Source organism: Paenibacillus sp. 598K (assembly GCF_003851045.1).
GTDB lineage: Bacteria > Bacillota > Bacilli > Paenibacillales > Paenibacillaceae > Paenibacillus_D.
In genome coordinates, this window is sequence record NZ_BFBX01000011.1 from 213732 (window position 1) to 239661 (window position 25930).

The 25930-nt window shown below is 59.4% G+C and carries 24 protein-coding genes and 1 pseudogene; 10 read left to right on the plus strand and 15 right to left on the minus strand.

Annotated elements, in window-relative coordinates:
• Positions 1-147: 147 nt before the first annotated feature.
• Positions 148-1149, minus strand: coding sequence for a zinc-binding dehydrogenase (locus tag PA598K_RS05315; protein ID WP_128655924.1), 1002 nt, complete (start codon positions 1147-1149; stop codon positions 148-150).
• Positions 1150-1336: 187 nt separating this feature from the next.
• Between PA598K_RS05315 and PA598K_RS05320 the strand changes: the two genes are divergently transcribed.
• Complete coding sequence (locus PA598K_RS05320; protein WP_128655925.1) at positions 1337-2200, plus strand: LysR family transcriptional regulator; 864 nt, start codon at positions 1337-1339, stop codon at positions 2198-2200.
• A 32-nt stretch (positions 2201-2232) separates the two neighbouring features.
• Here PA598K_RS05320 and PA598K_RS05325 read toward each other — a convergent pair whose 3' ends face one another.
• From PA598K_RS05325 to PA598K_RS05380, 13 genes and pseudogenes are all read right to left on the minus strand, one after another.
• A complete protein-coding gene (locus tag PA598K_RS05325) occupies positions 2233-3540 on the minus strand; it encodes an alpha/beta hydrolase family protein (RefSeq protein WP_128655926.1) in 1308 nt (435 codons plus the stop codon).
• A 126-nt stretch (positions 3541-3666) separates the two neighbouring features.
• Entirely contained in the window at positions 3667-4095 is a 429-nt protein-coding gene (locus tag PA598K_RS05330; RefSeq protein ID WP_185601583.1) for a DUF3021 family protein, read from the minus strand.
• Between the two features lie 13 nt (positions 4096-4108).
• A complete protein-coding gene (locus PA598K_RS05335; protein WP_260405272.1) occupies positions 4109-4555 on the minus strand; it encodes a LytTR family DNA-binding domain-containing protein in 447 nt (148 codons plus the stop codon).
• 58 nt (positions 4556-4613) lie between these two features.
• On the minus strand, positions 4614-5633 hold the full coding sequence (locus PA598K_RS05340) for a MerR family transcriptional regulator (RefSeq protein WP_128655928.1): 1020 nt from the start codon (positions 5631-5633) through the stop codon (positions 4614-4616).
• A gap of 5 nt (positions 5634-5638) precedes the next feature.
• Positions 5639-6292: a methylthioribulose 1-phosphate dehydratase gene (mtnB, locus tag PA598K_RS05345; RefSeq protein WP_128655929.1), complete on the minus strand. Its 654-nt coding sequence runs from the start codon at positions 6290-6292 to the stop codon at positions 5639-5641.
• A gap of 49 nt (positions 6293-6341) precedes the next feature.
• Entirely contained in the window at positions 6342-7013 is a 672-nt protein-coding gene (locus tag PA598K_RS05350; RefSeq protein WP_128655930.1) for a 2-hydroxy-3-keto-5-methylthiopentenyl-1-phosphate phosphatase, read from the minus strand.
• Complete coding sequence (locus PA598K_RS05355) at positions 7010-8242, minus strand: 2,3-diketo-5-methylthiopentyl-1-phosphate enolase (protein WP_128655931.1); 1233 nt, start codon at positions 8240-8242, stop codon at positions 7010-7012. Before PA598K_RS05355 ends, PA598K_RS05350 begins: the two co-directional genes overlap by 4 nt.
• On the minus strand, positions 8239-9114 hold the full coding sequence (gene proC, locus PA598K_RS05360; RefSeq protein ID WP_128655932.1) for a pyrroline-5-carboxylate reductase: 876 nt from the start codon (positions 9112-9114) through the stop codon (positions 8239-8241). Before proC ends, PA598K_RS05355 begins: the two co-directional genes overlap by 4 nt.
• A gap of 46 nt (positions 9115-9160) precedes the next feature.
• On the minus strand, positions 9161-10411 hold the full coding sequence (locus PA598K_RS05365) for a glutamate-5-semialdehyde dehydrogenase (RefSeq protein ID WP_128655933.1): 1251 nt from the start codon (positions 10409-10411) through the stop codon (positions 9161-9163).
• Between the two features lie 160 nt (positions 10412-10571).
• Positions 10572-11046 (minus strand): PUA domain-containing protein (locus tag PA598K_RS37730; RefSeq protein WP_307719863.1); only part of this gene is annotated, 475 nt, incomplete at its 5' end.
• Positions 11047-11050: 4 nt separating this feature from the next.
• Positions 11051-11665, minus strand: a pseudogene (gene proB, locus PA598K_RS37735) (glutamate 5-kinase); the annotation flags it as partial.
• A 303-nt stretch (positions 11666-11968) separates the two neighbouring features.
• Entirely contained in the window at positions 11969-13162 is a 1194-nt protein-coding gene (locus PA598K_RS05375) for a pyridoxal phosphate-dependent aminotransferase (protein WP_128655934.1), read from the minus strand.
• Between the two features lie 197 nt (positions 13163-13359).
• A complete protein-coding gene (locus tag PA598K_RS05380) occupies positions 13360-13791 on the minus strand; it encodes a hypothetical protein (protein ID WP_128655935.1) in 432 nt (143 codons plus the stop codon).
• A 125-nt stretch (positions 13792-13916) separates the two neighbouring features.
• Between PA598K_RS05380 and PA598K_RS05385 the strand changes: the two genes are divergently transcribed.
• Complete coding sequence (locus PA598K_RS05385; RefSeq protein WP_128655936.1) at positions 13917-14720, plus strand: carbon-nitrogen family hydrolase; 804 nt, start codon at positions 13917-13919, stop codon at positions 14718-14720.
• On the opposite strand, the gene PA598K_RS05390 is transcribed toward PA598K_RS05385, so the two are convergent.
• A complete protein-coding gene (locus PA598K_RS05390) occupies positions 14711-15628 on the minus strand; it encodes a LysR family transcriptional regulator (RefSeq protein ID WP_128655937.1) in 918 nt (305 codons plus the stop codon). The genes PA598K_RS05385 and PA598K_RS05390 overlap by 10 nt on opposite strands.
• Before the next feature lie 120 nt (positions 15629-15748).
• Between PA598K_RS05390 and leuC the strand changes: the two genes are divergently transcribed.
• The 8 genes from leuC to PA598K_RS37740 form a co-directional block, all read left to right on the plus strand.
• Positions 15749-17173, plus strand: coding sequence for a 3-isopropylmalate dehydratase large subunit (leuC, locus tag PA598K_RS05395; RefSeq protein WP_128655938.1), 1425 nt, complete (start codon positions 15749-15751; stop codon positions 17171-17173).
• Positions 17174-17203: 30 nt separating this feature from the next.
• The gene (leuD, locus tag PA598K_RS05400; protein ID WP_128655939.1) at positions 17204-17797 is read left to right on the plus strand and encodes a 3-isopropylmalate dehydratase small subunit; all 594 of its coding nucleotides are present in this window, start codon (positions 17204-17206) and stop codon (positions 17795-17797) included.
• A 213-nt stretch (positions 17798-18010) separates the two neighbouring features.
• On the plus strand, positions 18011-19387 hold the full coding sequence (locus tag PA598K_RS05405) for an N-acetylmuramoyl-L-alanine amidase family protein (RefSeq protein ID WP_185601585.1): 1377 nt from the start codon (positions 18011-18013) through the stop codon (positions 19385-19387).
• 40 nt (positions 19388-19427) lie between these two features.
• On the plus strand, positions 19428-20063 hold the full coding sequence (locus PA598K_RS05410) for a GerMN domain-containing protein (RefSeq protein WP_128655941.1): 636 nt from the start codon (positions 19428-19430) through the stop codon (positions 20061-20063).
• Between the two features lie 114 nt (positions 20064-20177).
• Positions 20178-22889, plus strand: a complete 2712-nt coding sequence (locus PA598K_RS05415; protein ID WP_185601587.1) for an S-layer homology domain-containing protein — start codon at positions 20178-20180, stop codon at positions 22887-22889.
• Positions 22890-23072: 183 nt separating this feature from the next.
• Positions 23073-23765, plus strand: a complete 693-nt coding sequence (nth, locus tag PA598K_RS05420) for an endonuclease III (RefSeq protein ID WP_128655943.1) — start codon at positions 23073-23075, stop codon at positions 23763-23765.
• 7 nt (positions 23766-23772) lie between these two features.
• Positions 23773-24051 (plus strand): NAD/NADP transhydrogenase alpha subunit, encoded by a 279-nt coding sequence (locus PA598K_RS05425; protein WP_128655944.1) that lies wholly within the window; start codon positions 23773-23775, stop codon positions 24049-24051.
• Between the two features lie 42 nt (positions 24052-24093).
• Positions 24094-25930: dynamin family protein (locus PA598K_RS37740; protein WP_260405273.1), on the plus strand; the 1837-nt coding region annotated here is incomplete at its 3' end.

Genomic DNA, 25930 nt, shown 5'->3' on the forward strand with positions numbered 1-25930 from the left:
GAGCTGCCCGTGTGCAGCTCTCTTTTAGTTTCCTTGAAGCTCGCAGCGCCGCTGCTAACGGACGGCGGCGTACAAGGAAGAGGGTACACCGGAGCGTCAGGATAGTGCTGGGCCGTGAGTGCAAGGGAAGAAAGGTGCACTGGAGCCTCAGGCACCATCGACATCGACGGCGATGGCCAGATTGCCGAATTGCTCGGCGCTTGCCATTCGCTCGAAGGCGAGAGGGGTCTGCTCCAGCGGATAACAGCTGTCCACGACTGGCCGGAGCTGATGGCGATTGACCCAGTCCAGCATCTGAGTGAATTCCTCTCGGCTCCCCATCGAGGTGCCTAATATCGTGTGCTGGGGGAAGAAAATGTCGCGGATCGGCACGTCCAGCCGGTCGCCGGAGCTGGCGCCAAAGATGACGATGGCGCCGCCCGGCCGCAGCACCTGCGTGTAATTGTCGAACATGGCTTGTCCGATGCCGTCGATCACCAGATCGACAGGCCGCGATACGTCGCTGCCGCTCCAGCTATCGGCGCTGTCCAGCACTGTCGTCGCGCCCAATCGCAACGCCTCGCGCCGCTTGAGCGGGCTGCGAGAGCTTACCGTGACGGTCGCCCCCGCAGCTAGCGCGAACAACAGGGCAAACGTAGCGACGCCTCCTCCAATGCCCGGCAAGAGCACATGATCTCCCCGTTGCAGACGGCCGCGCGTAAACAGCGCCCGATAGGCCGTCAGCCCGGACAAGGCGAGGACAGCGGCTTCCTGCCAATTGAGATGCGACGGCTTGGGAAAAATATTAGCAGCGGGCAGCGTAATATACTCGGCAAGCGTGCCATCGGTCGGACCGCCGACAATATCCGGCACCGTCGGGACGTCCGCTGTCCGTTCCCAACCAAGGGTCGGCAGGATCACGACTTCGTCGCCCAGGGAGATGCCGCTCACCTCCTCGCCGATCTGCGAGACGATCCCTGCACCGTCCGAACCGGGGATGAGCGGCGGATCGTCGACGCGATGGGCGGCCATGACGAACAGGTCCCGATGGTTGAGTCCGGCGGCTTTGAGACGAACCTGTACCTCGCCCTTGCGCGGCGGACGCGGCGCCTTCGATCCGAGGGAGAGTCCCGACAAGCCGACTGGCGCGGTATGCAGCATTGCTTTCATTGGTTTCCTCCTTCCTGCTCGCCGAGGGGGCACGCTCGGCCAGACAGGGTTATGATTATAAGATAGGATTAATTGCTACGAGGTTATTGTAGCCCGGGCGGGAAGTCGCGTAAAATGAATGAAAATGAACGCAGCCATCGTTTTTTTTCAGCGATTGGGACAAAGATAGGGAGAAGGAGGAGAACTCATGGATGCGACAGCGCTAAAAATGTTCCGGGCGGTGGCGCGGGAGGGAAGTATCGGCAGAGCGGCCGAAAAACTGAACTATGTGCCGTCCAATCTGTCGGTACGAATCAAACAGCTGGAGAAGGAGCTGCAGGTCGAACTGTTCGAGCGGCTGCCGCGCGGCATGCGCTTGACCGAAGCGGGCCATCATCTGCTGGCGTATGCCGATCCGATCCTGAATCTGATGCAGGAGGCAGAGGAAGCGACAGGCAGCGGCAAGCAGCCGGTAGAGAAGCTACGGCTCGGCACCGTCGAAGCGGCGGCGTCTTCCGCCTTGACCCCGCTGCTCGCCACGCTTCGGGCCCGCTACCCGGAGGCTCGGCCATCAGTCGTTACTGGCGTCAATCATGAGTTGATCGACAAAGTCGTGCGGCAAGAGCTGCATGGCGCGATTGTGTATGGTCCATTGGCGCAGCCCGAGCTGGAGTATAGGAAGCTGGCAGATGACGAGTTGGTGTTAGCGAGCGCAGATGCATCGGTCGGGCTGGCGGAGCAGTTGAAAAAGCCGCTGTTATTTTTTGAGGTGGGCTGCTCGCATCAAGCGACTGTCGATTCGCTGCTGGAGCAGTACGGTATTCGTTACCCGGCAATCACGGAGTTCGGCGCGCTGGATACGATCTTGCGAGGGGTGACGGCAGAGCTGGGAGTCACCCTGCTGCCCCGCTCATCGCTAGAAGAGGCCGAGCAACAGGGGAATCTGGCGATCGTCGAGCTGCCCGAGTCGTACCGCACGTTGGAGCTAGGCTTCATCACCGTGGCGCGTCCGGAGCGGTCCGCTGCGCTGCAAGCCATGCTCGATACAGTACAGGAATTGTCCGAGGCGTAGATGCGGTTACCCGGGGGAGTAAGATTGTTTGCTCAATAAGTCGTTTTCGGAGTAAACGGTCCTTGATGCTTCAGAGCATTGTCAAAAAAACGAAGGATAAGCTCATTTTCAGTTTCTATCGCATAATACTTATCCACATCCGCTTTTCTGCCTCCTTGCAACAGGCTGGCCAAAAATGGCGAGTATAGAGGCAGGTCGGTTAAGCTGAGATGTTTTGCACCTTTAATATGGACGGTATAGGCACCCTTGAAATTAGGATTCGTCGTTCGATTCGCGATATAGGTTGAGCTGCTGTCGAGCTGTATCCACACATCATCCGAATATATGTTCAGCAGCGGGAGTATGTAGGGCTCTGACTTTGCAGTGAATCGGTTCGCAGCCTGGTCATACAGCAGCTCGCTAAAGAACGGCGCATCTATATTGACAACAGCGTCGATATCATGGCGTTCTCGGCTCAGCGCTACGCTTGCGGCGCCGCCCATAGAATGGCCAAACACGCCTATTTTTTCTGTATCGATACGTTCATATACAGCCGCTTTTTGTTGCCCCGCTTGTTCCAGAATCGTATTCAGGACGAAATTCATATCAGCGGTTCGCAAGGCCATCCATTTCTGAGTAAGCTCGAAAAACTGACCAAGCGAATAAACGCCCTCTTTATTTGCGTCATTCACTTCTTGCATGTACCTGCGATTAATCGTCACGATCGTGCCATCCTCGGACACCGTATAAAACGAATGATAGGGATGATCGATCGATACGACGACATAGCCGTGGCTAGCCAGCTCTATGAAGGTAGAGGTGTTGCTTGTCTTAATCCCAAATGCCCCATGGGAGAACACAAGTAAAGGATAGATGCCTTCGGTCCGCTCAGGATACCAAAATTCCACGTTCACAAACCGATGATCTCCCTGATCTGTAAATGGTTCGATGCGATTGTTGTCCCAGTAGGTGTAAGTGGCGGTCGCTACGGCATACGGACCTGTCACTTGCGGCAACCGGTGCTGTGGGAATAACAAAGCAGGAACAAGAGCAATAACTAGGGTCAGCGCTAACAAGAGGGATTTCCATATTGTTGAGAACGCTTTGTATTGCGGAGGGGGTGTTTGTTTGCGCAGGAGCCCAATACCTTCCTTAAGCGCTAAAATAAACAGCAGGATTGTAAAAAGCCCCCAAGTAAACCCCCATTCAACAACCTTCCCCAAGCTCAGCACGACGAATGCTACAAACAGGGCGATTCTCGTCCAACGCTTGATTTTATTGCGGCTTTGCTTGGTTGCAATGGAATACGCGGCAATGACCAGTTCACAGACCAACGCAACGATAAGAATGAAGATCTCCATTTGATGTCCCCTCCAGTGTGTATTGATTTTCATCATACGCAATGGCGGGGGAGGTGTATATGGGTAAACGATAAGCTGTAGCTGAGGGGCAATAAGCTGTAAAAAAACAAGGAGTGAAGCGGTAAATTAGCCCTTGTTTTTAAAGGCTTTTAACCTTTCATTGATTTTTTCGGCTTCCTTTTTGTCATTCTTATACGTCAGTAAGCGGACGATCACATAGACGGCGGCAATCTGCAAAGCCAATACCAGGATTTCGAAAGCACCGTACACAAGCTGCAGTACGACAGCCAGAGAAACTAAAAGAACCTCCAGAAAGAGGAAATGAAAAATGACGCGCAGGCGCATCCGGCTTTCGCTAATCGCATGTGGCGAATATAAAAGGATCGATGTCAAAGAACCAAGAAAAGAGAATGCCATCAAGATAAAGATCGTCTTTAACTCGAAATCGGCGTCAGGCGCAAAGATTTGCCGTAAAATAGCGATGATGATGGTGATCGAGGCAAAGATAAGCAAAAAATCTCTCATCGTTTCCTTAATAAGCTCGGAACGCTTCATCGAATGGCCTCCTTTAAAGTCCCAGCATGCGTTTAAGCGTCGGCACATACTGCCGTGATATAACGACCTTTTCTCCATTATCCATGACAGCATGGAACCGGCCGCTAATCGATGGATGAATGCTGGAAATCCGGGCTATATTGAGAATGGTCGACTTGGAAGCGCGGAAGCAATGCTTTTCTTTGTATCGTTCCTCGAGCTCATAGAGCTTTTGTTTCACTTCATAAACATTGTTCTTGCTGTAAGCAAACACTTTTCCGTCAACGGCTTCAAAATAATAGATATCCCCGAGCTGGAGGCGACTGATCCTGTCATCATGGTAGCCGAGTATAATGGACGTTTCGGTTGCGATGGTATGTACAAGCCTGTGCAGCTCCTCATCGACTTGATGGCACCTGATGAGGATCTCCTCTTCTTGAGCAGCGTCTATGACTTCGATGGAAATTTTGATTGTACTCACCCTTAGGAATCGTATTAGCGGGAGGAGGAGCGAGTGCCTCCTGAAGCAGGTAGATCGCTCAAACGGAGAGCGGCCTGCCGATCATGACGACGGTGCTGGCCGTCGCGGGCAGGAACTCCCCGTGCAAGCCCCGTCCGGCGCACCACGTCATGAAGCCCGCCGTGTCAATCGGATACCACGGGGCATCGTCTGTGGTCGCTGCATCGCACGGAACGGCTGTGGTTAGTCCGGCCAGACAGAGTCGGCCGTTCGGCCTCAGGATGCGGTCAATCTCTTGCAGCGCCAGCCGCTGCTGACGGGAGGTCAGGTGGTGGAAGGCGAAGCTGCAGGCGACGAAGTCGGCGGTATGGTCCGGGAGCGGCAAGGCCAGCAGATTGCCGAGTCGGAAAGAGAGCTGCGGGTAACGCTGACGACACGCCCGCAGCATCTCGGTCGATTGCTCGATGCCGACGATGTCGGCTCCTGCGGCGGCCAGCCGCCCGGTCAGGTTGCCAAGGCCGGTGCCCAGGTCCACACCCAGCTCGCCGGGGCGCGCTGCGAGGCGGGTCGCTACAACATCGAGCGTCTGCTCGTATGCGCTCTCCGAGAGGTCGTCGACCGGAAATGCGAGCGGCAATCCCTTCTCTTGCTCCATACGTCTGGCAACATCATCGTAGTCCCAGCGGTCTTGCCACGACTCCCTGAGTAGCCGGCTCTCTCGCAGATGCTCGGCCGCGTCGAGCATCGCTTGCTCCGGCACGCTCGAACGTTGCTCCAACGCAGCGATGACGCCATCGAGCGCCTGCAGTCCCTGTGCGGCGGCGAGATGCTGTCTATACAGGGAAGCGCGAGCAGCCTCCAGATGATCCGCCCATTCCGCTGTTCGCCCGCTAGCGGACAAGAGCCCGGCAATCGTCGCAAGCGACATGCCGAGCTCCCGCATAGCCAATATTCTCCGTAACGTATCGACATCCGACTCGGTATAACGTCTGTACCCGTTATCTGCATCCTTATGGGGCTGCAGCAGCCCCTTCTGCTCATAGAGACGAATCGCGCGCGCCGTTGTGCCGAGCCGATCGGCGACCTCCTGGATACGCATCGGCGTTATCGGCGCGTCGCTTTGAGCAGCTCGTAGCGGTACGCGTACTCGAACAGGTACTCGAACGCCTCGAGATGTCGTTTCGCTTCGAAGCCGTTAGCGCCCCACGCATAGATGCCGTGCTTGCGCAGCAGGATGCCGGGCACCTGCTTGTTCATCACCCGCGTCACCTCGGGCACGATGCGCGGGATATCCGCATAGTTCGGCACGATCGGGACATCGATGACGGCTTCCTCATCCCAGATGTTAAATGCCTTGATCAGCTCGACGCCTTCGATCGGCACTGCGCCGCGCTCGTAGAACCACTCGGAGACCAGATTATTAAACACGGTATGCACATGATAGATCGCGCCGCAGCCAGTCAGACGGTAGATTTCGCAATGGATGAGCGTCTCGGCCGACGGCTTCAGACGGGTATTCTCGACCGGCTTGCCCTGCTGATCGACGAACAGGAAGTCCTCAGGCGTGCGTTGGGATTTGTCCTTGCCGCTGGCGGTGATTGCAAAATGAAATTGCTCCGGGTTGAACTCGCCGACCCGCATCGACAGGTTGCCGCTCGTGCCCGCGAACCAGCCGCGATCCGCGAACAGCTGCTTGGCGTCGGCCAGCTCCGAGAGCGCCCGTTGCTTGTCCTCAAGGGCGATAGCAGAAAAAGTCATCTATGATTCGTCCTTTCGCGCCGTCAAACAGACGACGAAATCGTTTTGTTTAATGTGATTGACCTCGCAACTGCGTTAATTTTTCCGTCACTTCATGGAACGTCTCGTACGGCACAAACGGCAATCCCAGCTCGCGGCATTTCTCGGACAGATGCGAACGGGAGAAGACGACGTCGGCCAGCTTGGCCCCCTCGAAGTCGGTGACGCTGTCGCCGATCAGGATGCGCTCGTAGCGCTCGGGCGGGAAGCGCCGCATGATCGTCGTCTTGCACATGCCGCAGTCTCGGTCGCACCCATCGTCGCACGGATGCGGCCACGTAATCTCGATCGTCTCGCCCGCGAAGCTGCTGCCGTTGCAGTAGATATGATCGACCGGGATGTCGAAGCGGGAGAGGATCGGATAGACGAAAAAGTCGATGCCGCCGCTCGTCACATAAAACGGAATCTGCTCCGCCTTGCAGTAGGCGAGCAACTCGGCGAAGCCGTCGCGGATCTCCGCATTGGAAATGGCATAGGCGACGACCTCCTCCTGACGCGAGGTCGGCAGCAGCGAGAACAGCTTGCCGACACCTTCGCGGATTGACATGCGCTGCCGGATAATATCGTCTACGATCGCTTCCCATCCCGGAGGATTGAAGTGACGGATGATGGCGACGATGTTGTCGTTCTTCGTGATGGTCCCGTCAAAATCGCAAAAGATCACCTGCTGGCGCTTGCTCATTCCTTGTTCCCCCATAGCTCAAGCGCTGTGCGGAGCTCCTCATGCTCGGCGGCAGCCTCGCTCAGCTTGCGGCCGCTCGTCGCCGCGTCGATCGCTTGCCGGAAGGCGCGTCCGCCCGCTGCAGTGCCCATCGGATGGCCATGGATGCCGCCGCCGGCATTGACGACAACCTGCTGGCCGAAGTCGCGCAGGATAAGCGGCACGAGGCCGGGATGGATGCCTGCCGAAGGCACAGGCATGCTGGCTGCGACCGGCAGCTCCTCGGAGAGCAGCGCGTCCCGGACCGCGAGGTTCTCTTCCTTGGGCATGACGACCGAGCCGTACGGCGAAGGGAAGAGCGACAGGTCGGCGCCAGCGATCCGCATGAGCTTACCGAGCAAGAGCGGCGCCGCGATGCCGTAATGCGGCGACGGATAGAGCGCGCCGGCCATCGCCGGATGCGCGGCGATCGGGACGGTGATGGCCGGGTCCTTGCTCAGCTCATGCAGCACGTCATAGCCGTAGGCCAGCACGTTGAAGAGCAGGGCGTTGGCCCCGGCATCGACGGCTTTTTTGGCTTGCTCGGCGAGACGGGAGGTCGGGCCGGTCAGGTTGACGGCGTAGAGCAGCTTTTGGCCGGTCTCCTGCTCGGCCCGGCGGGCCGCCGCCATACATACCTCGACGCGGCGCTCCAGCGGGGTGAGCGGATTCTCGAACAGGATCTCGTCGTCCTTGATCAGATCGACGCCGCCGAGCGCCTGCTGGTAAAATTGCTCCTCAAGTCCTGCCAGATCATGGCCGATGACCGACTTGAAGATGCTCATCAAGAGCGGGCGATCATGGACGCCAAGCTGCTCGCGCAGACCGCGAATGCCGTACTTCGGTCCGGGGAAGGCGGAAAGGAACGACTCCGACAGATGGAGGTCGATCAGCTTGATGCGGCCGTCCATCGACAGCTTGCCGAATACGGTGACGAGCAGGGCCGGAATATCGCGACTGAAGTTCACCTCGGGATAAGCGATATGGAGATCGGCATAGCGGCTGCCTGGCGCGCCGTCCGGCGATTCGTGCACGTCGACGGCGACGACCTGGCCGAGATGCTTTTCCATCGCGGCTTTTTTGGCCTCGGGCAGATCGGTCCAGCTGCCGACGGTCAGGCCGACAGCGATGGATTGGGCTTTTTTATGGAAATCCGCTTTGTCGTCGTAACAGCGGTAGGTTGCGATACACATGCCTGGTGAGGGTTTCATTGAATCGTGCTCCTTTCGATCATGGCTCCCAGCTCGCCTGCGCGCTGCTTGGCGCGGGAGACGGCCTTCATGACGGAATCGGTGAATCGGTGCTGCTCCAGCGTCTCGATCGCCGCCTGCGTCGTGCCGCCGGGAGAGGTAACCTTGCGTCGCAGCTCGGCCGGCTCTTCGCCGGTGATCTGTACCATGCGGGCAGCGCCGAGTACGGTCTGTACGGTCAGCTTGCGAGCGTCGGCCTCGTCGAGACCGAGGGCGTGGCCGGCCTGGATCATCGCTTCCATCATATAGTAGATATAGGCGGGGCCGGTGCCCGAGAGACCGGTCACGGTATCGAGCAGCGGCTCCTCGACGACGATCGTCACGCCAAGGCTGTGGAAGATCTCGATGGTGATATCCTGCTGCGCCTTGGTCACCTTGTCCGAGAAGCTCAGGCCGGTCGCGCCGAGGCCGATCGTGCTCGAGGTGTTGGGCATCGTCCGAACGATCGAGATCGGCTTGCCCAGCAGCTGCTCCATCGTCGAGATCGACAGTCCGGCGATGACCGAGATGATGAGCTGGCCGCTCTTGACGACGTCGCGCAGCTTCAGGAGCGCCTCCTGCGCATCCTTGGGCTTGACGGCGAGGAAGATCACATCTGCCTCGTGCAGCTGGTGCAGCTTGTCGTCCTCTGTGTCAGGCGTGGCGACGCCATACTGCTGGCGCAGCTCCTGCAGCCGCTCCGCGTTGCTGCGATTGATCATGACGAGCTGCTCGGGCAACGCCAGCCGGCGGTCGAGCATCCCTTTGACGATGGCCTCGGCCATCGAACCCGCGCCGTAAAATGCAAGCTTGCGGCCGGTGATCTCGATAGCGGGGGACTCATAGTGTGTCATCTGTATTCCTCCTGTACTTCTGTATAGGTCCGTGATAGACGAAGGATCAGCCGCGGATCTGTCCGTTGCCGACAATCTGGTATTTGGTCGAGGTCAGCGCAGGCAGTCCCATCGGTCCGCGGGCATGCAGCTTTTGCGTGCTGATGCCGATCTCGGCGCCGAAGCCGAATTCGAAGCCGTCCGTGAAGCGGGTCGAGGCATTGTGGTAGACGGCAGCGCAATCGACATCCTGCAGGAAGCGCTCGGCATGCGCGTCATTGCGTGTCACGATGCATTCGCTATGGCGCGTGCCGAAGGCGGCGATATGGGCGATCGCGTCATCGAGGCTGTCGACGATGCGGATGTTCAGGATATAGTCGTTGTACTCGGTCGCATAGTCCTCGTCGGTAGCCAGGCGCACATCTGCGCCGAGCAAGGCCCGCGTACGCTCACAGCCCCGCAGCTCGACGTTCGCTTCGATCAGGCGCGCGGCGATTGGCTGGAGCCCTTCGGCGGCGTAGTCCGCATGGATGAGCAACGTCTCGATCGAATTGCAGACAGAAGGCCGCTGCACCTTGGCGTTGAAGACGATGTTCGACGCCATCTCGGCGTCCGCATCGGAATCGATGAAGACGTGACAGATGCCAGCGCCGGTTTCGATGACTGGGACGGTCGCATTTTCAACGACGTTGCGGATGAGCGAAGCGCCGCCGCGCGGGATGACGACGTCGAGCGCTTCCTTGAGCTTCAGCATTTCGTCGACCGAGGCGCGGTCGGCATCCTCGATCAGCTGCAGCGCATCGGGCGGCATGTCGGTTGTCGCGAGCGCCTCATGCAGCACCTCGACGATGCGACGGTTCGAGGAGAGGGCCGCGGAGCCGCCGCGCAGCACGACGGCGTTGCCAGTCTTCAGACAGAGTCCGGCGGCGTCGACGGTCACGTTGGGACGGGCCTCGTAGATCATGCCGATGACGCCGAGCGGCACGCGGATCTGGCGGATCTGCAAGCCATTGGGACGCTCCAGCTCGGATAGCTGCTCGCCTACAGGGTCAGGCAGTTCGGCGATCTGGCGCAGTCCCTCGGCGATGCCGGCGATCCGTTGCTCATCGAGCGCCAGTCGGTCGAGCAGCGAACTGCTCGTGCCGTTGTCTCTGCCGCGCTGCAGATCCTCGGCGTTGGCGGCGATGATCGACGCTTGCTCGCGGACGAGCGCGTCCGCCATGACGCGCAGCGCTTCGTTCTTTTGTTCGGTCGTGAGCCGGTTCATGACGGCTGTCGTCGTCCCGGCTTTGCGGGCTTTGTCTCTTACTTCACTCATATTGATAGACCTCCTTAAGAGCTATAGGATGATTTCGTACGCTGTGATGACAGGTGGCGTTGCCGATGCGAGACGGGCAGGTTAGCGTAGAACTGGGCGTCCCAACGCCCTCATGCTGCCGAACCACGCGAGATGGGAATGAGGACAGATCGCAACCACTCTACATCGGCACCCATTCGTCGCGATGGATCACCTCGATGCGGCTGACGTCGAGACGCTGACGCACCTCGTCGGAGCTCAGTCCGGCCGCCGCCTGTACCTGCCACGCGGCATAGTTGACGACGCCGCGCCCGATCGTCTCCTGGTGCAAATTGCGGACCTCGACGACATCGCCGGGATGGTAGTCGCCCTCGCTGCCCCGGATGCCCGCGGGCAGCAAGCTTTTGCCGCCGGTGAGGAGCGCGGTCTCGGCGCCCTCGTCGACGGTGATGCTGCCCTGCGGCTGCGAGTGGAAGCTGACCCATTGCTTTTTCATTGGCAGCGTGTGCAGCTTCGTATCGAAGTACGTGCCCTTGCCATCGCCGGCGACGGCTGCGGACAGATCGCCGGGATCGCTGAGACGGCCGATGAAGGCGGGGATGCCGCCGCGCATCGCGATGCGGGCCGCCTCGATCTTCGAGCGCATGCCGCCGGTGNNNNGCCGGAGCCGCCAGCGATCTGCTCGATCTCCGCCGAGATCTGCTCGACGCGGGCGAGCCGCCTCGCGAGCGGATTTTTGCGCGGGTCCTCGGTATAGAGGCCGTCGGTATCGGTCAGCATGAGCAGCTGCGAGGCCTTGACCAGATTGGCGACGAGCGCCGAGAGCGTGTCGTTGTCGCCGAACTTCAGCTCGGCGGTGGCGACGGTGTCGTTCTCATTGATGATCGGCACGACCCGCTGCCTGAGCAGCTCGTCGATCGTCCGCTGGGCGTTGTTGATGCGCTCTCGGTTGGAGAAGTCCGATCGGGTGAGCAGCACCTGTGCGACGCTGATGCCGCTGCGGCCAAACGCCTCGTGATAGGCTTGCATGAGTAGTGCCTGGCCGACGGCTGCAGCCGCTTGCTTCTCATGCACGAGCCGAGGCCGACTGCTGTAGCCGATCTGCCGGAAGCCGGCGGCGACGGCGCCGGAGGTGACGAGCAGCACCTGCATGCCTTGCTTATGGAGAGCGGCGAGCTCGTCTGCGAAGAAGCCGATCCGCTCGCGGTGGAGGCCGCCGGTCGCTTCCGAGGTCAAGGAGCTGCTGCCGATTTTGATGACGATGCGTTCTGTCATAACGATCCCTTTCTTTCACCAAAAAATATAAAAGACTCCCGTCCAACAAGGACGAAAGTCTGGGCTTCCGCGGTACCACCTTTAATTGACGAGTGTCATGCATCGCATGCCTCATCCTGCTCGGGTGCCTGGTAACAGCAGGCGCTGTGCGGCTCATCGCCGCCCGTTCGGGGGTGGGGACACGCCATCATCGGGATAGATTCTTACAGCCTAGGAATCTACTCTCTGGACACGATGGGCTAAGGCGTGCGGTTCCCGTCATCACGTTTGGATCTCATATCTCATATGATCTAGCATATCATGTTAGGTGAACAAATTCAATGATCCGATGCGGCGAACGGCTTCCTCCAGGCGCGACTCGTCGGCGAGCAGGCCGAGGCGGACGTAGCCCTCGCCGTGGGTGCCGAAGCCTGCGCCGGGGGCGACGACGACATTGGCCTCCTCGAGCAGCCGATCGGCGAAGGCGACCGAGGTGGTGCAAGCCGGGATCGGCAGCCAGCAGAAAAACGAGCCGCCCGGGCGCTCAGCGTGCCAGCCGATGCCTTCGAGCGCGGCGAACAGGGCGTGCATCCGCAGCTCGTAGGTGGCATTGAGATCGAGGACGCACTGCTGCGGTCCGGTCAATGCGGTCGCCGCGGCTTCCTGGATGCCCCCGAACAAGCTGCAGTAATAATGATCCTGGATCAGGTTGATCAGTCCGATCAGCTCGGCGTTGCCGACGGCGAAGCCGACGCGCCAGCCGGCCATATTGTAGCTCTTGGAGAGCGTATAGATCTCAAAGCCGACCTCTTTGGCCCCAGGCGTCTGCAGGAAGCTGATCGGACGCTCGGCGCCGAAGCCGATCGCGCCATAGGCGAAGTCGCTGACGACAGCGATGCCGTGGCGCTCGGCAAAAGCGACTGTGTCGCTGTAAAAGGCGGCGTCTGCGACAGCGCCTGTCGGATTGTTCGGATAGTTGATGAACATCAGCTTCGCTTGCTCGGCATCCGAGGGAGAGAGCGCGCTATAGTCTGGCAAGAAGGCGTGATCGGCCTTGAGCGGCATCAACGACATCCGGCCTCCGGCCAGTGCGATGCCGGACCAGTAGTCGGGATAGCCCGGATCGGGCACGAGCGCGACGTCGCCTGGGTCGAGCAGACATTGGCTGATTTCGATGAGACCGGTCTTGCCGCCGAAGAGCACCGCAACCTCCGTCTCGGGATCGAGATCGACGTTGTAGTCTTCCTTGTACCGCTTGGCGACGGCCTGCTTCAGGAAGGGATAGCCGCCGAAGGGCGGGTAGCGATGATAGAGCGGATTGGCCGCCGCTTCGCGCAGCGAGGCGACGATATGGGGCGGCGTCGGCTGATCGGGATTGCCCTGGCCGAGATTGATGATGTCGTGGCCTTTGGCAGCCTGGGCGTTAGCCTTGGCGACGAGTCGGGCAAAAAACTGCTCTGGCAGCCCTTGCATGCGCTTGGCCGGTTGAAAAAGACGTTTTGTATTTGCAAGATCCATATAAGTAATCCACTCCATTTTGTCGGACTTATGCCGAAATCGTACCCCTAATGTAGCAGATTCCAAGAAAGGTGTCGAGTAATTAGATAGGACATTTTATGTAGGAAGGAAGAAGCCTAGACGATATGGATGGTCTGACAGAGGGACACCGAACGTTCGTTTAAAGGGTCCGGTGTCCATAGCAGTGTGTCGAGCCCTTACGCGGCAGGAGAACCGATTTTTTTCAGGAAAGGCTGCAGATCGGCCTGGAAGGACAGCAGATAAGGTTTTTTCTGAGCGTCGAAGATAAGCAGGACCGCCGGCTTGTCAGGACAATAAAACAGGAAGACATCGTCCGTCTGGACCTCAAGCTTGCCGGTCTTGACGGTGACGGGCTGATCGAGCGGCACCCGGTAGACATAACCGCATTTCTCGTCCGGCTTCAGCTGCGGCGAGAGCCCGGTGACCGCGCCGAGCCAGCCTTTGGCGTAGCGCTGGAACTCCTCGTTGTTGTCGACCGTCTTGACGACCTTGCCGGCGACGACGTCGAATACCTGGACCGGCTTGGCCGTTGCGGCGAAGGCGGCTGGCGCGACCAGCGACAGGAAGATTGAGGTCAGCAGCGCCACAACCGTCGTGCGTGTAAACATGGAATCGACCTCCTTTGAGTTGAGGATGAAGCACCTAAACGATGCAAGCTGTACTAATGTTCCCAACTTGACAGGTTTCCATGACACGGTATGATTAGAGCATTGGACAACAGGAGGCGTATGTAATGAAAGAAACAAAGCTGAATCTTGCCATCTTGCAAATGGACATCCAGGCCGGCTCGCCGGACGCCAACTTTGCGCGTCTCGAGCAGTTGCTCGAGCAGGCCGCGGCGCTGACGCCAAAGCCGGACCTGGTAATGTTCCCCGAGATGTGGAACACCGGCTATGCGCTGGAGGAGATCGAGGCGCTGGCCGACGAGAACGGCGAGCGGACCAAAGCGCTCATCGCTGACTACAGCCGACGTCACGGCATCCATGTGCTCGCGGGATCGATCGCGGAGAAGCGGCAGGACGGCGTCTACAATACGGCTTATGCGTTTGATCGGGAAGGTCGGCTGCAGGCCGAGTATTCGAAGATGCATCTGTTCCGGCTGATGGACGAGGAGAAGCATTTGCTGGCGGGAGACGCGCCTGGGACACTTGAGCTCGACGGTCTGCCGGCAGCGGCGATGATCTGCTACGACATCCGCTTCCCGGAGCTGGCCCGGCGACTGGCGCTCGGCGGCGCCAAGCTGCTGCTGGTGCCTGCGGAATGGCCCAATCCGCGTCTCCATCACTGGCGGACGCTGCTGATGGCGCGGGCGATCGAGAATCAGATGTATGTCGTCGCCTGCAACCGTACCGGCGTCAGCGGCAGCACCTCGTTTTTTGGCCACTCGATGGTCATCGATCCGTGGGGCGAGATCGTCGCCGAGGCGGATGACCAAGAGACGATCCTGCAGGCGACGATCGATCTGGCGCTCGTCGACGAGGTGCGCACCCGCATCCCGGTGTTTGAGGACCGTCGCCCTTCGCTCTATCAAGACTGATAGTGCGAGGTGATCGCTTCCTTCATCGTCGCGATAAAGGCGACAGCGGCCTTGGACAGATAACGACCGCGGCGGCTCGCGACGACGAGCGTCCGCGAGGGCCGAGGATCGGAGAGCGACAGATAGACAGGAGCGAGAGTACTGCGCGCCGCCCGCGTCACCATCATCGGTACGAAGGCGATGCCCATCCCCGCCGCGACGAGCGACTGGACTGTCTCGATGTTGCCGCTCTCGAACACGGTGCGGGGCACGAAGCCGCCTTCGGCGCATAGCTCAAAGGCGATCTGGCGGAAGCCCTGGCCGCGCTTGAGCAGGATGAACGGCTCATCGGCGAGCTCGGCGATCCGCACATCCGAGCGGCCGCTCGCCGCCGCCTCCCGCGCCAGTCGATGCTGGGGAGGGACGGCCAGCTTGATCTCCTCCTCGATCAGCGGCTCCCAGGTGAGCGAGGGCTCCTGGAGCGGCAGCGACAGCAGGCTGAGATCGGTCTGGCCGCTGGCGGTCAGCTGCTCCAGCCGGCTCGTCGAGTCCTCCAGCAGCACGATCTCGATCTCGGGATAGCGTTCCTGGAAGAGCGGCAGCACGACAGGCAGGATATGCGAGCCCGTGATCGGCAGGCTGCCGACGACGAGACGGCCGCGCCGCATCTGGCCGAGATCGTCCATCTCCTGCTTGAGCTGCTCGACGGCATCGAGGATGACGCGCGCCTTGGCGACGAACACCTCGCCGGCGTGGGTCGGTTCGACCGAGTTGGTCGTGCGTCGGAACAGCTGCTGGCCGAGCTCCTTTTCCAGCTTGGCGAGCTGCTGGCTGAGGGACGGCTGGGCGATGTGGAGCTTCTCCGCAGCGCGGGAGAAGTTTTTGTCGGCAGCGATCTGCACGACGTATTGCAATTGTCTCAGTTCCATTGATTTAGTCCCCTTATAGTCTGTGCCTATTGATGCTATAGATATTATATCTTGGAACAATGAGTAATGCCATGTTATGATAGGCCTAACAGAAACCCATCAACTTATGAGGTGAACGAAATGACCAAAAAGAGAACGATGTTTGAAAAAATCTGGGACAACCACGTCATTCACCAGGAAGAAGGCAAGCCGAGCATCATCTATATCGACCTGCACCTGGTCCATGAGGTGACATCGCCGCAGGCGTTCGAAGGACTGCGCTTGTCTGGCCGCAAGGTGCGTCGTCCCGACCTGACCTTCGCGACGATGGATCACAACGTACCGACCAAGGACCGCTTCAACATCAAGGACCCGATCTCCAAGCAGCAGATCGACACGCTGACGCAGAACTGCCAAGACTTTGGCGTCACGCTGTACGACCTGAACAGCCTTGACCAAGGCGTCGTGCACGTTATGGGTCCTGAGCTGGGGCTGACGCATCCTGGCAAGACGATCGTCTGCGGCGATAGCCATACCTCGACACATGGCGCGTTCGGCGCGCTGGCGTTTGGCATCGGCACGAGCGAGGTCGAGCACGTGATGGCGACCCAATGTCTGCAGCAATCCAAGGCCAAGACGATGGAAGTCCGCTTCGTCGGCAAACGCAAGCCTGGCGTCACGGCGAAGGACTTGATCCTCGGCGTTATCGCCCAGTACGGCACCGACTTTGCTACTGGCTATGTACTGGAGTACACAGGTGAGGCGATCCGCAGCCTGTCGATGGAAGAGCGTATGACCGTCTGCAACATGTCGATCGAAGCAGGCGCGCGCGCTGGTCTGATCGCGCCGGACGAGACAACCTTCAACTATCTGCGTGGTCGCGAATACGCGCCGCAGGGCGACAAGTTCGAAGAAGCTGTAGCGGTATGGAGCCAGCTGACAACCGATGAAGGCGCCGTTTACGATACCGTTGTCGAATTTGACGTCGACAGCCTCATCCCGCAAGTAACCTGGGGTACTAGCCCGGGCATGGGCACAGACATCACGTCGACCGTACCTGTCCCATCCGAGCTGCCTACCGAAAACGAACGCAAAGCCGCTGAGAAGGCGCTTGAATATATGGGCCTGACGCCGGGCACGCCAATGTCCGAGATCGCCATCGACTACGTATTCATCGGCTCCTGCACCAACGGCCGCATCGAGGACCTGCGCGCAGCGGCCGAGGTTGCGCAAGGCCACAAGGTAAGCGACCGCGTAACTGCGATCGTCGTACCGGGCTCCGGACGCGTCAAGATCCAGGCCGAGCAAGAGGGACTGGACAAAATCTTCGTGGAAGCGGGCTTCGAATGGCGCGACGCAGGCTGCTCGATGTGTCTGGCGATGAATCCGGACGTACTGGAGCCTGGCCAACGCTGTGCTTCGACATCCAACCGTAACTTCGAAGGCCGTCAAGGCCGCGGCGGACGCACGCATCTCGTATCGCCGCAGATGGCTGCAGCTGCTGCGATCAAGGGCCATTTCACCGATGTACGCGACTGGGAATTCAAGACGGCAGTAGCCCATTGATCTAACGACTGAGAGGAGCAATCATCTATTATGGAAGCATTCACTAAACTTACTGGTATCGTAGCCCCGGTCGATCGGGTCAATGTGGATACGGACGCAATCATTCCCAAGCAGTTCCTGAAGCGCATCGAGCGCAGCGGATTTGGCCAATTCCTGTTCTATGAGTGGAGATTCCACGAGAACGGCGATATCAACCCGGACTTCGCGCCGAATCAGGCGCGTTACGAGGGCGCTTCGGTCCTGATCTCCCGCGCCAACTTCGGCTGCGGCTCCTCCCGCGAGCACGCGCCATGGGCGATTCTGGACTACGGCTTCAAGGTCATCATTGCGCCTTCGTACGCCGATATTTTCTACAACAACTGCTTCAAGAACGGCATCCTGCCGATCAAGCTCTCCGAGGCTCAGGTCGAGGACCTGTTCCAGCGGACAGCGGCCAACGACGGCTATCAGCTGACTGTCGACCTGGAGAACAACCGGATCACCGACTCGTTGGGCCTCTCGATTGACTTCGAGCTTGACGAGCATCGCCGCCAGTTCCTGCTGCAAGGGCTGGACGATATCGGTCTGACGCTGCAGCACGAAGACAAAATTACAGCGTACGAAGCGAGCCGCGTAGCATTCTAAGCGGACTTTAGACGGGCGACTGCATATAACGGACAAGACCCGGATCATTCGCTTTACCGCGAGGCGTTCGGGTCTTTCTCGTCTTCCCGACCGTTAAAAATTTCCTCGAAACGCAACTTTTTATGTCGGGTTGCGTCTAAATGTTCGTCTGGCGTTATTCGGATGCGACGGTTCGGATGTCATCAGCCAACTAATCAGTCTTCGAGGTGAATGATGAAAAAGTTAGTATCGATGCTGTTCATGTTGTCGGTCATGCTTATCCTGACGACCCAGACAGGACAAGCCGCTGCCGTGCCCAAGCTGTTCCTGAACGGGAACGCCCTGTCCGCCGATGTCGAGCCGCGTATTGTCAAAGGGTATACGATGGTGCCGGTGGGCGTCATCGCAGATGGTCTGGGATTCGGGGTAAGCTGGGACGCGGCGACCAAGTCGGCACGTATACATAACGGACAAACCGAGATGATCCTGACCGTAGGCAAAATAACCGCTGTCGTCGGCGGCCAGTCTGTACAGCTGGAAGCTCCGCCGCTAATCGAAAAGGGACGCACGATGCTGCCGCTGCGATTCGTCGGCTCGCAGTTCGGACTGGATGTCCATTGGGATAGCGCCACCAAGTCCGTAAGCTTAAAGCAGCCGGAGCCGTCGCCGCCTGTCACTGGTCCCGAGCCATCGCCTGCGGCCGGATATATCCAGGATATCGGATATGACGGCGTAAGCCGTTTCACGATCGCTTATGACGGCGTCGTTACGCCTAGCGAGATGCTGGTGCTGAAGGGACCGGATCGACTTGTGCTCGATTTGCCGAACACCTCGTTTGGCGTATCGTTTGCACCTGGCACGCCATCGGGCGAGGCTACTTATACGGTGGACGGGCACCCGGCACTAAACAGCATCCGATACTCGGCGCACGCCGGCAAGCCGGTCCGCATCGTCTTCGACCTGGCCGTGCCCACCTCGTATGAGATCGAGCAGACCGACGGCCAATTGATCATCGATGTCAAATACCCGGAGCCGGGAGCGGTGCCGTCGCCAGGCACAGACGGAAGTGGCAACAAGATCTATAAGGTTGTCATCGACGCCGGCCATGGCGGCAAAGATCCAGGCGCAGTCAGCGTCACCAAACGGCAAGAGAAGGAATTTAATCTGGCGATTGCCCTGAAGATCAAGGCGCTGCTCGACAAGGAGCCGCGGATTCAGCCCTATATGACGCGCAGCGACGATACGTTCGTCGAGCTAGCCGACCGGGCCACCTTCGCGAACAACCTTGGCGCGGATCTGTTCCTCTCGATTCACGCCAATAGCTTCCGACCAGAGATTACAGGTACAGAAACCTACTATAATCGTGAGAGCAGCCGCGCATTCGCCGATGTGATGCACAAGCATCTGGTGAAGGCGACCGGTCTGCCGGATCGCAAGGTAAGACAGGCGAATTTTGCCGTCATTCGTCGGACGACGATGCCGGCGATCCTCATCGAAGCCGGTTATCTGTCGAATAAGCATGACGACAGCGTGCTCGCCAAGGAGGAGATTCGCGACCGCATCGCGAAAGAGATGGTATCGGGCATCAAATCTTACTTGAAATTGTCTTAGGGTGTGCAGACGCGCCCATAGCAGACTGGAGGGACAAGCGATGCGTGGAGTCAAAACATTGCTCATCGTAAGCGCGGCTGTGCTGGTGCTGGCTGGCTGCGGGGCCCGCGAGGAGCAGCTGTCGGATACCCCGGCTGCGCCGGGGGTGGAGAATACGACAACCGATAATCAGCCGGGTGTGGACGAGCCCGCAACAGAAGGACAGCCGGAGGATGCCGAGTCTGGCGAGCAGCAGGGGCAGGACGGCGAGCAGCCGACCGACAACGATACCGAGGCTGTCCCGCAGGAGCGCACGATCAAGGTGTACCGGACGGACGACCAGCTGATGGAGCTGCATGAGTCCGAAGAGACGATCAGCTACACCAATGATCAGGAGCTGCTGGAGGCTGCGCTGGCGAAGCTGCAAGAGGATGGAGACGACGGTCAGATGTCGCTCTGGAAGCCGATCCAGATCAATATGGCAACGGTAGAGGACGGCAATGTCGTATTGGATCTTACGATTCCCGACGAAGCCAGGTACGGTTCAGGTGGCGAGATGTATACGATCGATGCGATTACCAAGACGGTGTTTCAATTCGAAGCGTTCGAGACGCTTGACCTGCTCGTCGATGGCGGACAGGCGGAATCGTTGATGGGACATGTTATTTTGGAGCATCCGTTCGTCAAATCGCCATAGCTTGAGGCGATAATTACCGGTTGAAGAACTTCATTAATTCTAATCATACTTTGTCGACTTATGCGCTGTGACTCGTTCACAGCGCATAAAGTCCGAATGGAGGCGTTGTTGTCAATGACTCGGAAGTCGTCTTGGCAGAAAAAAGTTGCACTAGCACTCGTCGTTACCTTATCCGCCGGCTCGACCGGCACAATCATCCCAGCCGCCTATGCGGAGAGCATCGCAGCCGTATTGAAGGCAACATCTTATGTTGACGTTGCCGCTGGCCATTGGGCCGAGAAGCATATCGCCAAGCTGTCGCTGCAGGGCATCGTGCAAGGCTATGGGGCAGACGGACGTTTCGGCGTCAATGACGGCGTGTCGCATCAGGACGCGGTAGTGATGGCGGTGCGATTCCTTGGCTTGGAGGATGAGATCGATCGGTCTTCGACGACCGTTTTCCCAGAGGATTTTGGCGTGTCGGAGTACGCCAGACCATATATTCTCTACGCGATGCAGCACGGGCTGCTCAATCGCGATCAGGAATTTGAGCTGTCCGAGAAGACGGCGGAGGGCTGGGGCGCCAGCAAGGCCAGCCGCGAATGGGTAACCAGGCTGCTGATCCGGACGATCGCCGAGAGCGCGCTCGCGGAACAGCTGGCATCGGCGCCATCGACCTTTGCCGATCGCAATCAGATCGACGCCGACTATCGCGGCTTCGTCAATGCGGCCGTCAACCTTAAGCTGATGAACGGGGTGACCGCCGACAAATTCGAGCCGAAGACCGTCGTGACGCGGGCGATGCTGGCGACGCTGTTCAGCCGCGCGCAAGGTCAATTCGAGGTCGAGTATCCGTCGCAGTTCCGCGGGATCGTCAGCAATCTGACCGATACGGCGGTGACGCTGTTCGATGCTGAGACGCAGCAATCGCGTACCTACGCGCTTGATAACCGCTCTGTGTTTTATCGCTACGACTCGGAGTCCCAAGCCTCCGCTGCAAAGCTGACCTTGTACGCCGAAGCGCTTGTGCTCGCCGAGGGCAGCCAGGCGCGTTATGTCGAGGGGATGAGCGACGACGCCCATGTCGAGACGATCAAGGGGGAGATCGCGCGTGTCGTGCCGGCGGAAAACAAGCTGTGGCTGTCGATCGGCAATGACTTCGTCGATGTCCCGTATGACAGCTCCGTACGCGTCCGCTCGAGCAACGGCGAGTCGATGAACGTCGCCGATCTCGTCGTCGGCAGTCAGGTCGAGGTGCAGCGCGATACGTTCCGCAGCGAGCCGATGATCGTCGCGATCACGGTACAGGGCGCGCCGGTCAACAAAACGGCCAGCGGCACCGTGCAGGCGGTAGGCGCAAGCTCCATTACCGTGCTGAGCGCTGGCGCAACCGAGCCGGAGACATGGGAGGTCGCGAGCAATGCGCTGATCGCCCTCAACGATCAAGTCAAGCAGCTGAGCGATGTGACGGTTGGCAACACGATTACGTACGAGGTCGTCAATAGCCAGGTGACCTCGATCCGGATGACGCAGACGGGCGGCTATACGGTGACTGGCGAGCTCGTCGAGAGCATCCGCGACAATGCGCGGACGATCAACTATATGGTTGGCAGCAAGCTTGAAGCAAATCTGTTGTCCCCGAATGTACAGGTCGCTATCGACGGCTTGAGCAGCCCGACCCTGGCGGATCTGGTACAGGGCGATCGGGTGCAGCTGACGATCAATGACCAGGGCAGCGTAACGGCGATTCAGGTAATGAATCGACAAGTCGAGTATTTGAACGGGGCGCAAATCGTCTCGTATGACAAGGAGAAGAAAGTGCTGACCGTGCTCAATGATCGCGGTCGCGCCGAGGCCATCACGCTTGCGGCTGGCACTCGTATTACTTACAACGGTACGGTCTACCCGCAGCAGGCTGCGGAGGACTTGCTGACGCGCAATAAGAAGATCACGATCGGCTACACCGACGGCACAGCCGTATCTATCGAGCTGGTGTTGAACTACACAGGCCGTCTGACGGCGCTCAACCAGACGTCCAACAAGCTGACGCTGTCGCTGCAGAACGGATCGACGATCACGCTCGATTATCAGACGATGGGCGTCGAGTTGTACGGCCGTACGACGGCTTCGATCAGCGACGTGAAGATCGGCGATACGGTGTCGGCGTTGCTCGGGGCCAATCAGGACCAGGTCGTCGCGCTGCAGGTTCACTCCATCGTGCAGCAGGAGATCGTCTCGGTCGATCAGACAGCCAAGAAGATCAAGCTGAAGGCCGCTGACGGCTCTGTCGCGGATTGGTTCGTGACGACGAACTGGCAGTTGAAGTCTGCCAATGATCAGCCGATCGCGCTCGCCAATCTGTCTGCCGGACAACTGGTCAATGTGACGTTCGTCGGCAAGCAGCCGGCAGGCCTTAAAGTGGTAGACGTCAAGGCAGGCAAGCTGACTGGCATCCAGAACGGCAGCCTGACGCTGACCGATTACAGCGGCGTAGTCAATGATTATGCCTTGGGCAGCGCTGTGCGGGTCGAACGCAACGGTACGACCAGTACTTCGCTCTCGTCGCTGACGATCGGCGAGCATGTGCAGATCCGCAAGGACGCGCAGGATCAGTATGTCATCGCTGTGCAGAGCGGCATGACGCGTACCTTCTGGCGTCATGATGCGGCAGCAGGCGAGCTGCAGGTGATGCGCAACGGCATCATGGACAACAACTACCGGTTTGCTATTACGGCCGACACCAAATTTATTGTGGACGGCGCAGCGAGCAGCATCGAAGCGCTCAAAAACGGCGATCAAGTGAAACTGTTTTTTGCGAACGGCAAGCTCGTCGAAGTCGTGAAATAACGGGACCGTGCAGGACAGGCTGAACGTTGAATGAGAGCAAGGGGGCGCCTGATGGGCGCCCCCTGTTGTTGGTTGCAGCGTTTATGAGAAAATATTGTTGGAACTTCATGCGGAATAGGCTTGCGCAGCGCGACATTTTTCGCTACACTTTGAAACGAAGCCCATTACTGGGGAGCGTAAAAAATGAACAAAAAACAAATGAGAGACATTCTGGATGTCATCGGCGAGATGTTTCCGGATGCTCATTGCGAATTGAATCATAGCAACGCCTTTGAACTGACAATCGCGGTCCTGTTGTCCGCCCAGTGCACAGACGAGACGGTCAACCGGGTCACCGCAGACTTGTTCCGCAAGTATAAGCGGCCGGAGGATTATATCGCAGTGCCGCTTGAGGAGCTGCAGCAGGACATTCGCCGCATCGGTTTGTACCGCAACAAGGCGACGCATATTCAGAAGCTTTGCCACATGCTGATCGACAAGTATGACGGCGAGGTGCCGCGTACACACGAGCAGCTCACCGAGCTGCCGGGCGTCGGTCGCAAGACGGCCAATGTCGTCGTCTCCAACGCGTTTGGCGTCCCGGCGATCGCCGTAGACACCCATGTGGAGCGCGTATCCAAGCGGCTCGGCGTCGCGAAGGCGGACGATTCCGTGCTCGAGGTCGAGAAGAAGCTGATGAAGCTAGTCCCTGAAGAGGAATGGACCGAGACCCATCATCGACTCATCTTTTTTGGGAGATACCATTGCAAGGCCCAGCAGCCGGCATGTACGGTCTGCACGCTGCTCGATCGGTGCAAGGAAGGCAAGAGACGTATGAAGCCGGTCGCAGTCAGGAAACCTAAGGAAATGAAAAAAACTATACCCAGCAAAGGATGAGAAAAAGATGAAATGCATTTCTGTTTACACCAACAACTTCGAACTGTTCTCGGATATTTATCCGGATATTATCGCAGCGCCTCCAGCAGACAACGAAGAGGTCATCCTTGAAGGGGTAACGGTCAGTGGCGCAGGCGATCTGCCGGATCAATACCTCGAGCGTATGCGCGTCAAGCCAGAGGTTGTCGTCATGCGCGAGAGAAAACGGGGCATTACGATTTTGCAGCACGGCAACGTATTTGAGATCTGCATTCCTGACAGCAACGAGCCAGCCGCTGTCGAGTAGAGCACGACCAATACAAGGCAGGGATATGGGGAGATCAGACATATGAGCAGCACAACTCAGAGCGCAGCGGAGCCGGTCTCCGCTGCGCTTCTGCGAATTGCGCAGGAAATGGAAGCCGCAGGCGACGGGCAGCATGCCGAGCGTCTGCGCGAGGTCGGCGGCAAGCTGGCAGCACAGCAGCTGACGCTTGCTTTTTGCGGTCACTTCTCGGCCGGTAAATCGACCTTGATCAATCGGCTGTGCGGCGCGCAGCTGTTGCCTTCGAGTCCGATCCCGACGAGCGCCAACGTCGTCTCGATCGCCGATGGCGAGCCGTGCGCACGGATCGAACGAATGCAAGGCGGCGAGCGTAGCTTCATCGAGACAAAGCCCGAGGAGCTGGAGGCGTATTGCGTCAACGGGGAAGACTTCGCGTCGGTGGCGATTACGTACCCGATTCCCCGGCTTGGCGGACATACCGTCCTGCTCGATACGCCGGGCATCGATTCCACGGATGACGCTCATCGGATGGCGACCGAATCGGCGCTGCATCTGGCGGACGTCGTTTTTTATGTGATGGACTATAACCATGTGCAATCCGAGATTAACTTCGCCTTTGCCAAGCAGCTGAAGGACTGGGGCAAGCCGCTCTACCTGATCGTCAACCAGATCGACAAGCATCGGGAGCGGGAGCTGTCCTTTGCGGCGTATCAACGCAGCGTCGAGGAGGCATTCGCCGGCTGGCATCTGGAGCCGGCCGGCATCCTCTACCTGTCGATGCGTCAGCCGGAGCATCCGTATCAGCAATATGAGGCGCTGGAGACGCTGCTCTCCGAGCTGGCGGAGCTGCGCCGCGAGCTGAGCGCCGTCAGCGTGGCTGCCTCGGCGCGCCATCTGCTGGAGGCGCATGCGCGCTGGCAGGCGGAGCGCCAGGAGCCCGCTCGCGAGGCGCTGATCGCGCGGGGCGGCGGGGAGTCAGCGCTGGCCGAGGTGCGCGGCGAGCTCGCGCGTCTGGCCGCTGCCGAGCGGGCGCGCCAGGAGGCGCCGGATAAGCTGCGGATCAGCCTGCGGCAGGAGGTGCAGTCGCTGCTCGACAACGCCAACCTGATGCCGGCGGCGACCCGCGACCTGGCGCATGCCTATCTGGAGAGCCGCAAGCCGGGCTTCCGGATGGGACTCTTGTTCGCCGGGGCGAAGACGGCGGCGGAGCAGGAGCGGCGTCGCGAGGTATTCTATGAAGAGCTGATGGGGAGTGTCCGCTCAGGCATCGAGTGGCATCTGCTCGACCTGTTCCGCAAGGCGGCCGCGAGGCTTGGCTGGCAGGATGAGGAGCTGGAGCGCCGTCTGACGGCAGAGCTGACCGGATTGCTGGACACTGCGCTGCTGGAGGAGCAGATCGCGCCGGGCGCGGCGTTCAGCAATGAAGCGACGATGAACTATTGCCAGTCGCTGGCGGCTGCGATCAAAGGCCGCTATCGCAAGCAGGCGGCGGAGTGGACGGAGGCGCTGGCACAGCGCGCGGCAACGGCGGGCGGCTCTGAGGCCGCCGAGCGTGCGACGCGGCTGGGCGAGCTGGCGCAGCAAGCCGAGCCGCTGTCCGAGCTGGAGGAGCTGGATCGCGAGGCGGCCGAGCATCGGAGCAAGCTGGCGGCACTGCTGCCTGCTGCGCCTCCGGCGCCGATGCTGCCGCAGCCGCAAGCGCCTGTGGCGGCTAGCAGGGCGCAGCAAGCCGAGGAGACGGCGCCGGCGGGGATACCCGGCGCTGCGCTGTCAGCGGGACAGCGTGCGGTTAGCGGCGGGGGAGCGGACGCGACTGGCAGCTCCAGCCGCGATGGAGCTGCTGTGCTGCCGAGCGGAGCTAGCGGAGAGCAGGCTGCGACCGTGGGAGCGGCAGGCCCTG